Consider the following 13,556-nt stretch of genomic DNA (forward strand, 5'->3'; position numbering starts at 1 on the left):
CCTCGCCGCGTGCGGGGGGCGCTCAGCCCTCGCGCATCCGGTAGCGGAAGTCGCAGTGGCTCGCACCGCCCATGATCGTCTGGGTCCGGTGGAACTCGATCCGCTTGTCGTAGCCTTCGCAGAAGGTCCCGTCGCGGTTGCACGACAGGATGTGGCCGATATGGCCGAGGCCCATCTCGCGATACATCTCCGCATAGCGGCAGCGCACCACGTCGAACTCCAGATGGTCGGGCCCCTTGTCCTTCTCTTCGATCTCGAGCGCGCCGCCGGCGGTCCAGCGCGGCAGGAGCGCGGCAAAGCCCGAAACGCCCTTGTCGCCGCCCTGAGCGGCCGCCATCGACTCGCCCTGCGCGATCGCGCTGGTGCGGATCACGCGGGTGAGGAGCGCGTCGGCCTCCGCCTCGCCGAGCCGTTCCTTCAGCTCGGCATAGATGGGCCGGATGATCTCCGCCTCGATGCGGCGGCGGGCGAGCATCGGCAGCGCGGCGATCGCCTCGGCCGCGACGTCTTCTTCGCTCTTCGTCTCGCTCATGCGACGTGTCCTCCGAGATAGGCCTCGATGATGCGCGGGTCGGACTGAAGCTCGGCCGAGGGGCCGGAGAGCACGATGCGCCCCGCGTCGATGACGTGGGCGTGGTCGGCGACCTTCAGCGCCGCGCGCGCATTCTGCTCCACGATGAGGATCGACACACCCTCCTCCCGGATGCGCGACACCAGTTCGAAGATCAGCGCGACGAGCTTCGGGGCGAGGCCGAGCGAGGGCTCATCGAGGAGGAGGAGCTTCGGGCGCGCCATCAGCGCGCGGGCGATGCACAGCATCTGCTGCTCGCCGCCGGACAGCGAGCCCGCCCCCTGCCCCATCCGCTCCTTGAGCACGGGGAAGAGCGTCAGCACCTTGTCGAGCTCGCCGAGCCCCTTCGTCCCGCCGCCGAGAACGAGGTTCTCGCGCACGGACATGTTGGAGAAGATCTGCCGCCCTTCCGGGGCCTGGCAGACGCCCTGCTCGACGATCTTGTGGCTCGCCATGTTGGTGATCGGCTGGCCGTCGAGGAGGATCTCCCCGGAGGCGACCTTGTAGACGCCGGAGATCGCCCGCATCAGCGTCGTCTTGCCGACGCCGTTCGCGCCGAGCACGGCGACGATCGCCCCCTTCGGCACGTCGAGCGAGACGCCGTGGAGGATCTCCTGGATCCCCATCTTCACCGAGACGTTGCGGATTTCAGCGAGACTCATCACTCGGTCCCCAGATAGGCTTCGAGGACGGCCGCATCGGCGCGCACCGTGTCGGGGTCCGCGTCGGCGATCTTGCGGCCGGACGCGAGGACCACGATGCGCTCGCACACGCTCATCACGAGGCCCATGTCGTGCTCCACGAGCATGATCGTCAGCCCGTCGGCGTGCAGCGAGCGGATGAAGGCGGCAAGCTCCAGCGTCTCCGAATCGTTGAGGCCGGCGGCCGGCTCGTCGAGGATCAGGAATTCCGGCTCCATCGCGAGCGCGCGCGCTATCTCCAGATATTTGCGCTTGCCGTAGGAGAGGTTCGCCGCGAGCTCGGTCGCGACGTCCGCGAGCGCGGACCGCTCCAGCGCCGCCCAGACCCGCTCCGAGATGATCTCGGCCCGCTTGCTGCCGGGGCGCAGCGCGTCGATCAGCGATTGCGGGTGCGTGCCGAAGGCGCCGACCGAGACGTTGTCGAACACGGTCATGTTCGGGAAGACGCGCAGATTCTGGAAGGTGCGCCCGATGCCGAGCCGCGCGATGCGGTTCGGTTTCAGCCCGTTGAGGCGCGTCTCCTTGAAATAGACATCGCCGGAGCTGAGCGGGGTGAAGCCGGAGATGAGGTTGAAGAGGGTCGTCTTGCCCGCCCCGTTCGGCCCGATGAGGCCGACGAGCTGACCCTTGTCGACGCGCGTCGTCACGTTGTCGACCGCGACGAGGCCGCCGAAACGGCGCGTCGCGTTCTGGATGGTGAGGAAGTCTCTCATCGCCAGCCGACCCCCTTGCCGCTCTCGTCGCGACGCCAGGCGTCGCCGAACTGGCGGCGGATCATCGAGAGGGCCGAAACCTCGCCGAAGAGGCCCTTCGGGAGGAGCAGGATCGACAGGAACATCACGATGCCGACCATGATGTTGCGCACGTCCCCGACCTCGCGCAGCACCTCCGGCAGGAGGATGAGGAGGAGCGCGCCGATCACCGCGCCCGGCAGGCTGCCGAGCCCGCCGACCACCACCATCGCGAGGATGAGGATCGACTCGGCGAAGTCGAAATCGCCCGGCGAGATGTAGCCCGTCGTGTGCGCCCAGAGCGCGCCCGCGATGCCGGCGAAGGCGGCCGAGATCACGAACGCCTCCATCTTGAGGCGCACGGTGCGCACGCCCATCGCGTCGGCGCACTGGTCGTCCTCGCGCAGGGAGCGGAGGGCATTGCCATAATAGGAGTGGCTGATGCGGTGGATGAGGAGGATCGAGAACGAGACGATCACCGCCACCACGAGATAGGTCGCGACCGGCGAGGAGAGGTCGAGCCCGAAGAGGTTGAGGCCGGAGAAGAGGATCACCCCGTTCGGCCCGTGGGTGAAGGACACCCAGTTGAGGAGCACGAGGTAGATCATCTGCCCGATCGCGAGCGTCGCGACGGCGAAATAGATCGAGACGAGCCGCATCGTGGGCAGCGCTACGAGGAAGGCGATCGAGGCGGTCACCACCGCCGCCGCCGGCACCGTGACGATGAAGGGCATGCCCTGCTCGCTGGCGAGGAGGCCGGCCGTGTAGGCCCCCACCCCGTAGAAGGCGGCGTGGCCGAGATGGAGGAGGCCCGCGACGCCCGTCACCACGTGGAGCGAGGCGGCGAGCAGGATGAAGATCAGCGCGATGTTCGCGATCTGCCAGAAATAGCCCCGCCCGAACGAGGACAGCACCAGCGGCACGACGACGAAGATCACGAGCGCGAGGAGCACCGGCAGGATGAGCGTGCGCACGCCGCCGCTGACGGACGACAGCGCGGGACGGGTCGGATCAGACACGTTCGCGCCTCGCGCCGAAGAGCCCCTGGGGGAAGAAGATGAGCGTCACGATGAGGAAGCCGTAGGCGACCATGTCGGCCCAGCCGGAGGAGATGAAGGTCACCGCCATCGATTCCGAAAGACCGAGGATGATCGCGCAGATGACCGCGCCGGGGATCGAGGTGAGCCCGCCCATCACCATCGCGACGAACGCCTTCACGCCCGGAATGAACCCCATCGCCGGGAAGATCACGCCATAATAGAGGCCGACGAGGATGCCCGCCGCCGCGCCCATCATGCCGCCGATGACGAAGGTCATGATGATGGTGCGGTCGACATTGATCCCGACATAGCGCGCGCCGAGCGGGTTGTTGGAGACGGCGCGGATCGAGAGGCCGACCTGGGTGCGCGTCAGGAGGAATTGGAGGCCGATCAGCATCAGCGCCGAGACGCCGAAGATGATGAGGTCGCCGGTGACGATCACCACCGGGCCGAGCCGGATCGGCTCGTTGATGAGATATTCGAACGGCACCGCCTGCTGCTGCGAGCCGAACACCAGTTCGATCGCCTCGCGGGCGATGATGGAGACCGCGAGCGAGGAGAGCAGCGTCGCCTCGCGCATCGCGCGCGATTTCAGCGAGGCCTCGTCGGTGAAGCGGCGGAACGGCTTGAAGGCGATGCGCTCCAGCGAGAAGCCGGCGAGCGCGCCGACCGCGAGCGCGAACACCACCACCGCGATGAAGGGCGGCGCGAGGGCCGTGATGAGCACGAGGCTCGCGAAGGCGCCGATCGTGTAGACCTCGCCATGGGCGAAGTTCACGACGTTCAGGACGCCGAAGATCAGCGTGAAGCCGATCGCCATCAGCGCGTAGGTCATGCCGAGCGACAGGCCGATCGCGAGCTGCTGGAGGTAGTAGGGGTCGATCATCGCCTGGCTTTCGCGTGAGGGGCCCTTGGTGGAGGGCAGGCGCGCGCGGCGCCTGCCCGGATGGTCACGGAAGGGCGACGAACGCGCCGTCCTTCACTTCCGCCTTGGCGAGTTCCTTCGCCGGCTCGCGGTTCTCGTCGAAGGTCGTGATGCCGGTGACGCCCGGATAGTCCTTCGTCGCGGCGAGCGCGTCGCGCATCGTGGCGCGCGTCGTGTCCGGATAGGTCTTCGCCACGGCGTCGAGCATGATGCCGACCGCGTCATAGGCCTGGGCCGGGAACTGGCCGGGGGCCTCGCCATAGCGCTCGGTATACTCGTCCACGAACGCCTTCACGTTGGGATCGTCGCTCGTCGGCAGGAAGGTCACGGTGAGGCGCAGGCCATTCACCGCGTCGCCGCCGAGATCGATGAGGGCGGGGTTGTAGGCCGCGGAGGTCGAGAAGATCGGGATATCGACGCCGAGCTGCTTGGCCTGGCGCAGGAAGTTGGCGCCGTCCTCATAGAAGAAGCCGGTGTAGATGGCGTCGGGCGCCGCGCGCTCGATCTTGGTGATGACCGAGCGGAAATCCTTGAGGCCGCGGTTGAAGAACTCGGAGAAGACGATCTCGCCGCCATTCTCCTCGAACTTCTTCACGAAGCCGTCCACCACCGACTGACCCCAGTCGGTCTGTTCCGCGATCACCGCGACCTTCTTGAAGCCGAGCTCGGTGAACCAGTCGGCGTTGTAGGGGCCTTCCTGGTTCTGCGTGGTGATGTTGCGGAACTGGTACTCGGAGATCTTCGTGTAGTCCGGGTGCGAGGCGGTTTGCGAGAGCTGGGGCATCCCGGCCTGGCGGTAGACCTGCGCGGCGGCCATCGACACCGTGGAGGTGAAGTCGCCGAGGACGGCGACGATCGCCGGGTCGTCCACGAACTTGCGGGCGATGGTCACGCCTTCCTTCGCGTCTGAGCGGCTGTCCTCGTAGACGATCTCCACGGGGACGGGGATGCGCCCGGAGGCGTTGAACTTCTCGAGCTGCATTTCCGCCGCGTTGCGGAAGCCCTGCCCGTACTGGGCCGTCTCGCCGGTGAGGGGGAGCTGGTAGCCGATCTTGACCGGATCCTGCGCGTGCGCCCCGGTCACGACGAGCGCGGCCGCGAGGGCGCCGAACAGTGCGGCGCCGGTTCTCTTCTTCATCGTGTAGCCTCCTGCCTTCGTGTCTCGTTCTCTTCTGCGTCCGCCGCCCCGCGGCCGGCCCGCCATACGGGTCCCGGATGCAAGGGCGCGGCCGAACCTCATGCCCCGATCTCGCGGCTGTCCTTGTAGCGGAAGCGGGCGAGCATCAGGGGCGCAACCTCGGTCGCGATCCGGTGCAGCGGGATCGGTGCCATCGGTTCGAAGGGAAGCGCAAGCGCGCCGCGATCCTCTCCGGCGATGAGACGGGCGAGCTCGCGGCCGAGCGAGATCGAGAGCGCGACGCCGCGCCCGTTGCACCCGACCCAGCCATAGGCGCCCTTCCCGAGCGCGTGAAGGCGCGGCGCGAAGTCCGGCGTCATGCCGATATAGCCGTTCCAGACATGGTCGAACGCCACGTCACCGATCTGTGGAAAGGTCTCCCTGAGGCGCGCGCCGACCATCGCCTTCAGCTTCCCCACCCCGTCGGCGGGGACGATGAGCGCCCCGCCCGCGACGAGGCGCCCGTCCGCCGTGTGGCGGAAGAAGCGCAGATCCCCCCGCGTGTCGGACGCGGCCTCGCGGCCCGGAATGATCGTGCGGCGGACGGCCGGATCGAGCGGCGTCGTGGACATCTGCCAGGACGCGACCGGCACCACCGAGCGGCGCAGCGGGTCGAAGATGTCGTGGGTGTAGGCGTTGGTCGCGACGATGAGGTTTTCGGCCGAGAGCGATCCGCCCGGCGTCGCGACGCGCCAGCCCGGCCCGCCCGCCTCAACCCCGGTCGCCGGGGCGCGGACGAAGATCCGCCCGCCGAGGCCGACGAGCGCGCGCGCCATCTCGCGCGCAAGGCCGAGCGGGTTGATGTGGCCGCCCGTCGCCATGCGGATGCCGCCATGATAGGCGGGGCTGCCGAGCGCCGCCGCCATCGCCGCGCGGTCGAGAAGGGCGACGTCCGCGCCGATCGCGTCCCATTCGCGGAAGCGCTTTTCGGCGAGCCGCATCCGCCCCGGCGTGTGGACCGGCTGGAGCCAGCCGGTCTGTTCCGCCTCGGCGGCGAGATCGTGCCTGCGGATGAGGTCGAACACGATCGAGGCGCTGTCGCGCACCAGCGCGGCGAGGCGCTCGCCGACCGGCTTGTCGTCCGCGCCGCGCACCGGAAAGCGCGCCGCCATGTCCGTCGGGTCGAGGCGTGAGAGGGTCGGGATCACCTGGCCGTTGTTGCGGCCGGAGGCGCCGAAGCCGACCTCCTCCCCCTCCACGACCGCGACGGAGACGCCGCGCTCGGCAAGGTGGATCGCGGTGGAAAGGCCTGTGAAGCCGGCGCCGATGATCGCGACGTCGGCGCGCTCATCGCCTTGGAGCGACGAGAGGACCGGCGCCGCGACGGCGGTGTCGGCCCAAAGCGAGGGGGCCGGCCGCCCCGGTTCAGGCGCGCGATCGCGCCCGGTGGTGGCGGCCCTATTGGTTCGATCGTGCGTCTTCTTCCGTTCCAGCAAAGACGGCTCGCCCCGACACCGGCATGGTCGGTCGGGACGCTAGCCGACCGCGCTCTCCAATGCAAAAGAGCGTTCCGCGCCGGCAGGCTCGGCCCGCGCCGCGCCCGTCGCGAAGTCGACGGCCGCATCCGCATGGATGAGCGTGGTGTCGAACACCTTCAGCGGCACGCAGGCCTGGTCGAGGAGAAGGCCGATCTCGGTGCAGCCGAGGATCACGCAGTCGATGTCGCCGCCGGCGCGGGCGATGATGTCGAGATAGGCCGCGCGCGAGGTCTCCTTCACGACGCCGCAGCACAATTCCTCGAAGATCACGTCATGGACGAGGCCGCGATCGGCCTCGGCCGGGACGACCGCCTCGATCCCGTATTTCTGGGCGAGCCGGTCGCGATAGAAAGCCTGCTCCATCGTGTAGCGCGTCGCGAGGAGAAGCGGCTTCTTCGCGCCGGCCGCGCGCAACGCCTCGCCGGTGGTGTCGGCGATATGGAGAAGCGGGATCGAGATCGCCGCCTGGATCGCGTCGGCGAGGATGTGCATCGTGTTGGTGCAGATGAGGATGCAGTCCGCCCCGGCATCCTCCAGCGCGCGCGCGTCGGCGGCGAGGATCTCGGCCGCCTTGTCCCACTGGCCCGCCTTCTGGAGGGCGACGATGTCCGCGAAATTGACCGACCGCATCAGGATGCTCGCCGACTGCAGGCCGCCGAAGCGATCCCGCACCACCTCGTTGAGGCGACGATAATAGACGGCCGTGCTTTCCCAGCTCATGCCGCCGAGCAACCCGATGCAACGCATGCCTTCACCCTCGATGTTGGAACGCTTCGAATCTACCAGCATCGGCCCGGTGGTTGGTTGCGATTTTCGGCGCAGCCGCGCCAGATTCTGCAATCTAGTTGCGCCATTCGGAATTTACGCGCAAATGGATTGCGTCACCGTGGCAAGGACACGAATCGGATGACCGAGACCCGACTCGACGAGATCGACCGCCGCATCCTCGACCTCCTGCAGGAGGACGCCTCGCTGCAGACGAACGAGATCGCCGAGAAGGTGGGCCTCTCCCCCTCCCCGTGCTGGCGCCGCGTGCGACGGCTCGAGCAGGACGGGATCATCCGCCGCCGCGTCGCCCTCCTCGACCGGGCGCAGGCGAACGTCGCGATGACGGTGTTCATGGCGATCCGCGCGCAGCATTCGCGCGAGTGGCTCGTCGCCTTCCGCAGCGTCATCGCCGACATTCCGGAGGTGGTGGAGGCCTATCGCCTGACGGGCGACACCGACTATCTTCTGCGCATCGTGGTGCCCGACGTCGCCAAGCTCGACGAGGTCTATAATCTCCTCATCACGAAGATCGACTTCGCCGGCATCTCCTCCTCGATCGCGATGGAAGAAATGAAATACACGACAGCCGTGCCCACCAAATATCTCGGCACGCGATGAGCCGGGAGCCACGGCGCATCCTCCTCATGGGGACCGGACGCATCGGCGCGCCGGTCGTCGCCCATGTCGACGCGAACCCGTCCTGGACGATCGCCGCGATTCTGACGCGGCGCGACCATGCCGACCCGCGCGCGACGACCGATCCGGACCGCTTCTTCGCAACGCCGGCCGATCTCGTCATCGACACCGCCGGCCCCGTCGCGCTGCGCACCTACGGCGCCCGCGCGCTGGAAGTCGCCGAGACCTGGACGATCAGCGCCTCCGCCCTCGTCGACACCGCCCTCTATGCGAGCCTCGCGGCCGCCGCCGAGGCGCACGGCCATCGCCTGCGCCTGATGTCCGGGGCGATCGGCGGGCTCGACGCGGTGGCGGCGGCCGCCGCCGACCCCGACGCGCGCCTCCTCGTCGAAGCCGCGCGGCCCGGCATTCCGGGCATGGAGGCGCCGTTCGAGGGAACGCTCGCCGAGGCGGTCGCGGCCTATCCGAACGAGATCAACATCGCCGCGACCTCCGCCCTCGCGGGGCCCGGCCCGGCGGCGACGCGGGTGCGCCTCTCCGACCCCGGCCCCGGCGGCGCGCACACGCTCTCCCTCACCGTCTCGGGGCGCGCAGGCCACTTCACCTCGCGCCTCACCGTGGAGCCCGATCCGGCGCGGCGCATCCAGCCGGTCTCCGCCTCGATCATCGCGGCGCTGCGGCAGGAGCTTCAGCCGATCCGGGTGGGCTGAGCCGCCCGCCTCACGCGTCGAGGACGATGTCCCCGGCGGGCACGGCGCAGCAGGAGAGGCAGACGCCGTCGTCGAGCTCGGCGACGGGCGCGACGTGGCGCACCTCCCCTTCGAGCAGGGTGACGGCGCAGCTTTCGCACTGGCCGACACGGCACCCGGACGGCAACGCCACCCCGTGGGCCTCGCCGAAGGCGAGGAGGTCGCCGTCCGCCGCGGTCCAGACGGCGCTGCGGCCCGTGCGGACGAAATGCACGCGGTGCGGCCCGGCGCTCGGCGGGGCGGCGAGCGCGCCGGAGGAGCGGAACACCTCGCTGAAGATCTCGAAGCGCGGCACGCCGCGGGCGATGAGTCCGGCCCGGATCTCCTCGATCATCGCGCCGGGGCCGCAGATGTAGAAGCGGGCCCGCCGGTCGATGAGATGCTGGTCGACCGACGCGGCGTCGAGGCGGCCTGCCCGCGCGTCCCCCATTGACGCGAGATCCGCCTCGCCCGGCCGCGACAGATGCTCGACGATCCGGAGCGAGGCAGTGGCGCGCGCGGCGTCGATCTCCGCCCCGAAGATGCGGTCGGCGGGCGTGCGGTAGCCATAATGGAGCACCGTCTCGGCCGGTCGCGGCGACCGGCGCAGCGCCTCCAGATGCGCGAGGAAGGGCGTGATGCCGATCCCGGCGGCGAGGAGCACCACCGGGAAGTCCGCCTCCACCGGTAGGAGAAAGCGCCCGGCGGGCGGCTTCGCGGCGAGCCGGTCGCCGACGGCCGCCCGCGTCGTCAGCCAGCGGGAGAGGCGCCCGTCCCCGACCCTGCGCACCGCGATCCGGTAGGTCGCGACCCCATCCGGCCCGCTCGCGCCCGCCAGCGAATAGCAGCGCTCGACGGCGCCCTCGCCGTCGATGTCCGCCGCGAGCGCGATATAGGCGCCGGGGCGGAAGGGCGGCAGCGGCGCGCCGTCGGGGCGGGCGAGATGGAGGCTCACCGTGTCGCCGTGCACCTCGCGCGCCGCGATGACGAGCGTCCCCGGCCACGGGGGCACGGTGGCAGGGATGCGGTGGATGTCGCACGGGAAGGATTTCAGCGCCGGCGCGCCGCTCACCGGATCGGCGCCCGCGCTGTCGACGAGGCGGTTGAAGTTGCTGCCCTCGTCGCGGATGGGGTCGTAGCCGGAGAGGCCGAGATCGGGGTCGGCCTGCCACCAGCCGAACTCGGCGATCGCCGCGCCCGCCGCCATGCGCGGCTCGATCCGCGCCGTGAAGCGGGCCTTGCCCGTGCGCGTCGCGACCTCCACCGCGTCACCGTCCGCGATCCCGCGCGCGGCGGCGATGTCGGCCGCGAGGGTGATCGCGGGCTCCGGCGCGCGGCGGCGCAGCGAGGCGACGTGCCGGTGCTGGCTCTGGCAGTAGTAGCCGCTCTTCGCGCTGCCGAGCACGAAGGGTCCGTCCCCCTCGGGCGGGGTGAAGACCGGCAACGGGTCTTCGCCGTGGCGCAGAAAGAGCTCCGAGTAGATCTCCACCCGGCCGCTCTCGGTCGCGAAGCCGCGCACCGCGCCGCCCGCGTCGCGCTCGGCATATTTCCGCGCCCGGCGCGGGGCGGGAATGGCGATCCCTTCCGGCACGGCGCGCAAGGCGTCCAGCGAGAGGCCGAGGGGGGCGAGCTGGTGGCGCCAGCCCGCCTCGATGTCGCCGCCGAACATCTCTCCCCCGAAGCCGAGCCGGTCGGCGAGCGCGAGGACGATCTCGGCGTCCGACCGCGCCTCGCCCTGGCGCGGGATCATCGCCTGGCGAAGCTGCACCCATTCGGTGCCGGGCGCGGCGAAGTCGAACCCGATCCGCAGCCCCTCCCGCTCCCAGGGCGAGGAGACCGGCAGCAGGATGTCCGCCTCGCGCCCCGTCGGCGTCTCGAAGAGGTCGCAATGGACGGCGAAGTCTAGGGCACGGAGCGCGTCGAGACCACGATCGACGTCGGCGCGGGACAGGAGGAGGTTCGCGCCGAAGGTCACCAGCGCGCGCACCTTGTAGGGCCGCGCGTCGAGGACGGCATCGTAGATCTCGCGCGCCGTCACCATGCCGAGCGCGGCCGGGCCGATCGGCCGTGTCCCCGCGCCGAGCGCCTTCGCGCGCTGGGCCTCGGAGAGGAGGCCCGGCCCCGCGATCGCGCCCGCCGGGACGCCCTCCGCGACGCGGTTGCCGCCCGGCCGGTCGAAATGGCCGGTGAGCGCATAGAGGGTCGCGATCGCCCGCGCGGTCTGTGTGGAATTGCCGTGCTGGCCGACCCCCGTCCACGCATATTGGGAGACCGACCGCGCGCTGGCGATCGCGTCGGCGACGGCGCGGACCGAGGCCGCCGGGATGCCGGTGATCGCCTCGACGCGCTCGGGCGGGAACGACGCGGCGCGGCGGGCGAAGAGCGCGAAGGCCGGCTCGCAGCGCACCCCGTCGACGGTCGCCTCGCCGAAGAGCGCGGCGTCGGTGCCGGTCGGATCGGCGGCGGGGTCGAGCGGCTCAGGGATGCCGTCGCGCAGGACGAGGAGCCGGCCCTCGGGGTCACGCGCGAACGCGCCGGTGTCGGCGCGTACGAGGGCGGGACCGTTCGTCCATTCGCGCACGAAGGCCGCGTCGAAGCGGCCGGATTCGATGAGGAGATGGGCAAGGCCGAGGGCGAGCGCGGCGTCGGTCCCCGGCCGGACGGCGAGCCAGTGGGCGGCCTCGCGCGTGTGGGCCGTCGGGCGCGGGTCGACGACGACGAGACGCGCCCCGCACCGCAGCGCCTCACCGAGCGCGCCCGCCTCGGCGAGCCACACGCTCCCAGGATTGTGGCCCCACAGGATGACGAGATCGGTCTCTTCATAGTCCGGCAGCGGCATCGGCACGCCGAAGGTGAAGGCGTGCGCGACATCCTTCTGCCAGTTGCAGATCTCCGTCGCGGTGCAAAGGTTCGGGCTGCCGAAGAGGTGGACGAAGCGCATCACCCAGTCGACGCTGTCGACGATGGGGGTGGCGCTCGGCGAGGTCACGGCGAAGGCGACCGCCTCAGCCCCGTCCTTCTCGCGGATCGCGCCGATGCGCTCGGCGATCGTCGCGAGCGCCTCGTCCCAGGAGATCGCAATCCAGCCGGGATCGGCCGCGCCCTTGGGGTTGGTGCGGCGGAGCGGCCGCGTCAGGCGGCGCGAGGAATGGGCGATCTCCGGGGCCGCCCGCCCCTTGGCGCAGAGCGCGCTGCCGGTCGGGTGGCCGGGGAGCGGCCGCACCGCGACGAGGCGTCCATCCTCGACGTCGTTCAGCGTGCCGCAGCGCGAGCGGCACAGCGTGCAATAGCCGGCAAATTCCTCGGTCATCGCCATGGCCCCGGTGGTGGCGCGCGGCGGGCGGCTCGCCGGCCGCCGCGCGGGCGGATCGCTACGCGGGCGGCAGCGCCTCCTTGGTGTACTCGCTGTGGCGGTAGGTCTGCTTGTCGAGCCGGGTGATGCGGAAGGCACCGCCGCAATTGGGGTCGGTGCAGCCGATCTCGGCGTCCGTCGACATCCAGTCCGTCCGCTGCGTCGGGCGCTGCTTCGCCATCAGGAAGGGCAGCACCGCGAGCATCGCATAGTAGCCGAAGCGGGGCCGCTCGACGGGGAATTCGAGGTTCCCGCCGCGCAGGTAGAAATGGTCGCCCACCTGGTGGCGGCACACCATCGGGCGCGAGGTGTCGCGATGCACCACCTCGACCTTGAGGTCGTAGAGCTCGAAGGAATCGTCTTCCATCGTCATCTCCGGCGCCCTAGCGGGCACCGACTCCCTTGAGGTTCTGGTTGGTCCACATGATGGTCGTGTGGCGTCCGCCCGGCACCCGCTCGAGCGCGTAGCAGTCGCCCTCCGGCCCCGCCCCCTTGGCGATCACCGCCTCGATGGCGGCGCGGTCGTCGGCGTCGAGCTTGAGGCTCGCCACCGCCTTCAGCGCCTCGAGGTGCTCGGCCGTCTTCGCGCCGACGATCGCGGTCGCGACCTGCGGCTTGTCGAGCACGTAGCGGATCGCAACGTTCGAGAGGTTGGTGCCGTGCTTCTCGCCGACCGCGGCGAGCACCGTGAGCATCTCCTGGAAGAGCGACCACGGGCCGAACTCGTCGAGGATCAGCCGGTACTTCACCAGCGAGCGGTTCGCGAGCGGGGCCGCGGGATCCGCGGCGCCCAGATATTTCGGCGACAGGAAGCCCCCCGCCACCACGCCATAGCATTGCAGCCCGAAGCCGTGCTTCTCGGCGAGCGCCACCATGCCGTGCTCCGGCCGCCGGTCGATGACCGAATATTGGAGCTGATGGCTCGTGATCTCGACGCCGGACTCGATGATCTCGCTCATCCGCTGGCAGTCGAAATTGGTCGTGCCGACGTAGCGGAGCTTGCCCTCCTTCTTGAGGTCCTGCATCCAGCCCATCGCCTCGACATAGCCGGGCACGTCATAGTCCCACCAGTGGAACTGGGCGAGGTCGAGCACCTCGACGCCGAGCCGCTTGATCGCGCGGTCGACGACGAACTCGATGTCGGCCTTCTTGATGCGCGGCAGCACGTCCCGGTCGGGGACGACCTTCGTCTGCACCGTCAGCTGCTTGGCAAGGTCCGGGTAGCGGGTGCGGAACTCGCCGATCAGCTCCTCCACCTGCACATAGTGGTCCGCGCAGTCGAAGTTGGTGAAGCCCGCCTCGACGAAGCGGCGCATGTCCTCGATCGCGACCTCGCGCTCGACCTCGGGGCCGTGCCGCTGCGCGAGCTGCCAGTTGCCCTTGGTGATGCGCGAGACGCTGAGGTCCGGAGCGAGATCGACCCGCTCCGCGTTGGTGTTCGCCGCCATG

Annotated in this window: 13 protein-coding genes; 2 read left to right on the forward strand and 11 right to left on the reverse strand. The window is 70.1% G+C overall.

What is annotated here, in order from left to right; all coding sequences use genetic code 11:
• Positions 1–22: 22 nt before the first annotated feature.
• From DBV35_RS24435 to DBV35_RS24470, 8 genes are all read right to left on the reverse strand, one after another.
• Positions 23–532: an L-2-amino-thiazoline-4-carboxylic acid hydrolase gene (locus tag DBV35_RS24435; protein WP_205648850.1), complete on the reverse strand. Its 510-nt coding sequence runs from the start codon at positions 530–532 to the stop codon at positions 23–25.
• Positions 529–1,233, reverse strand: a complete 705-nt coding sequence (locus DBV35_RS24440; RefSeq protein WP_108663014.1) for an ABC transporter ATP-binding protein — start codon at positions 1,231–1,233, stop codon at positions 529–531. Before DBV35_RS24440 ends, DBV35_RS24435 begins: the two co-directional genes overlap by 4 nt.
• The gene (locus tag DBV35_RS24445; RefSeq protein ID WP_108663015.1) at positions 1,233–1,985 is read right to left on the reverse strand and encodes an ABC transporter ATP-binding protein; all 753 of its coding nucleotides are present in this window, start codon (positions 1,983–1,985) and stop codon (positions 1,233–1,235) included. Before DBV35_RS24445 ends, DBV35_RS24440 begins: the two co-directional genes overlap by 1 nt.
• Complete coding sequence (locus tag DBV35_RS24450) at positions 1,982–3,022, reverse strand: branched-chain amino acid ABC transporter permease (protein ID WP_245944076.1); 1,041 nt, start codon at positions 3,020–3,022, stop codon at positions 1,982–1,984. Before DBV35_RS24450 ends, DBV35_RS24445 begins: the two co-directional genes overlap by 4 nt.
• The gene (locus tag DBV35_RS24455) at positions 3,015–3,929 is read right to left on the reverse strand and encodes a branched-chain amino acid ABC transporter permease (protein WP_108663016.1); all 915 of its coding nucleotides are present in this window, start codon (positions 3,927–3,929) and stop codon (positions 3,015–3,017) included. Before DBV35_RS24455 ends, DBV35_RS24450 begins: the two co-directional genes overlap by 8 nt.
• 64 nt (positions 3,930–3,993) lie before the next feature.
• On the reverse strand, positions 3,994–5,106 hold the full coding sequence (locus tag DBV35_RS24460; RefSeq protein WP_108663017.1) for an ABC transporter substrate-binding protein: 1,113 nt from the start codon (positions 5,104–5,106) through the stop codon (positions 3,994–3,996).
• A gap of 98 nt (positions 5,107–5,204) precedes the next feature.
• On the reverse strand, positions 5,205–6,581 hold the full coding sequence (locus tag DBV35_RS24465; protein ID WP_205648851.1) for an NAD(P)/FAD-dependent oxidoreductase: 1,377 nt from the start codon (positions 6,579–6,581) through the stop codon (positions 5,205–5,207).
• A gap of 39 nt (positions 6,582–6,620) precedes the next feature.
• On the reverse strand, positions 6,621–7,370 hold the full coding sequence (locus tag DBV35_RS24470) for an aspartate/glutamate racemase family protein (protein ID WP_108663453.1): 750 nt from the start codon (positions 7,368–7,370) through the stop codon (positions 6,621–6,623).
• Positions 7,371–7,529: 159 nt separating this feature from the next.
• Between DBV35_RS24470 and DBV35_RS24475 the strand changes: the two genes are divergently transcribed.
• Both DBV35_RS24475 and DBV35_RS24480 read left to right on the forward strand, forming a co-directional pair.
• Positions 7,530–8,009, forward strand: coding sequence for an Lrp/AsnC family transcriptional regulator (locus tag DBV35_RS24475; RefSeq protein WP_108663018.1), 480 nt, complete (start codon positions 7,530–7,532; stop codon positions 8,007–8,009).
• Positions 8,006–8,737 (forward strand): aspartate dehydrogenase domain-containing protein, encoded by a 732-nt coding sequence (locus tag DBV35_RS24480; protein ID WP_108663019.1) that lies wholly within the window; start codon positions 8,006–8,008, stop codon positions 8,735–8,737. The genes DBV35_RS24475 and DBV35_RS24480 overlap by 4 nt, the downstream gene beginning before the upstream one ends.
• A gap of 10 nt (positions 8,738–8,747) precedes the next feature.
• On the opposite strand, the gene DBV35_RS24485 is transcribed toward DBV35_RS24480, so the two are convergent.
• From DBV35_RS24485 to DBV35_RS24495, 3 genes are all read right to left on the reverse strand, one after another.
• Positions 8,748–12,065: a molybdopterin-dependent oxidoreductase gene (locus DBV35_RS24485; RefSeq protein WP_108663454.1), complete on the reverse strand. Its 3,318-nt coding sequence runs from the start codon at positions 12,063–12,065 to the stop codon at positions 8,748–8,750.
• Between the two features lie 61 nt (positions 12,066–12,126).
• Positions 12,127–12,474, reverse strand: a complete 348-nt coding sequence (locus DBV35_RS24490) for a TIGR04076 family protein (RefSeq protein ID WP_108663455.1) — start codon at positions 12,472–12,474, stop codon at positions 12,127–12,129.
• Between the two features lie 16 nt (positions 12,475–12,490).
• Complete coding sequence (locus tag DBV35_RS24495; protein WP_108663020.1) at positions 12,491–13,555, reverse strand: aldo/keto reductase; 1,065 nt, start codon at positions 13,553–13,555, stop codon at positions 12,491–12,493.
• Between the last annotated feature and the right edge of the window lies 1 nt (position 13,556).

The sequence above is a fragment of the Acuticoccus kandeliae genome (genome assembly GCF_003073115.1).

What these genes read in the sequence shown, in the direction of transcription:
- DBV35_RS24445 (WP_108663015.1), bottom strand. Translation starts at nt 1,985, where the DNA reads ATGAGAGACTTCCTCACCATCCAGAACGCGACGCGCCGTTTCGGCGGC.
- DBV35_RS24490 (WP_108663455.1), bottom strand. Translation starts at nt 12,474, where the DNA reads ATGGAAGACGATTCCTTCGAGCTCTACGACCTCAAGGTCGAGGTGGTG.
- DBV35_RS24455 (WP_108663016.1), bottom strand. Translation starts at nt 3,929, where the DNA reads ATGATCGACCCCTACTACCTCCAGCAGCTCGCGATCGGCCTGTCGCTC.
- DBV35_RS24440 (WP_108663014.1), bottom strand. Translation starts at nt 1,233, where the DNA reads ATGAGTCTCGCTGAAATCCGCAACGTCTCGGTGAAGATGGGGATCCAG.
- DBV35_RS24480 (WP_108663019.1), top strand. Translation starts at nt 8,006, where the DNA reads ATGAGCCGGGAGCCACGGCGCATCCTCCTCATGGGGACCGGACGCATC.
- DBV35_RS24475 (WP_108663018.1), top strand. Translation starts at nt 7,530, where the DNA reads ATGACCGAGACCCGACTCGACGAGATCGACCGCCGCATCCTCGACCTC.
- DBV35_RS24485 (WP_108663454.1), bottom strand. Translation starts at nt 12,065, where the DNA reads ATGACCGAGGAATTTGCCGGCTATTGCACGCTGTGCCGCTCGCGCTGC.
- DBV35_RS24435 (WP_205648850.1), bottom strand. Translation starts at nt 532, where the DNA reads ATGAGCGAGACGAAGAGCGAAGAAGACGTCGCGGCCGAGGCGATCGCC.
- DBV35_RS24460 (WP_108663017.1), bottom strand. Translation starts at nt 5,106, where the DNA reads ATGAAGAAGAGAACCGGCGCCGCACTGTTCGGCGCCCTCGCGGCCGCG.
- DBV35_RS24495 (WP_108663020.1), bottom strand. Translation starts at nt 13,555, where the DNA reads ATGGCGGCGAACACCAACGCGGAGCGGGTCGATCTCGCTCCGGACCTC.
- DBV35_RS24470 (WP_108663453.1), bottom strand. Translation starts at nt 7,370, where the DNA reads ATGCGTTGCATCGGGTTGCTCGGCGGCATGAGCTGGGAAAGCACGGCC.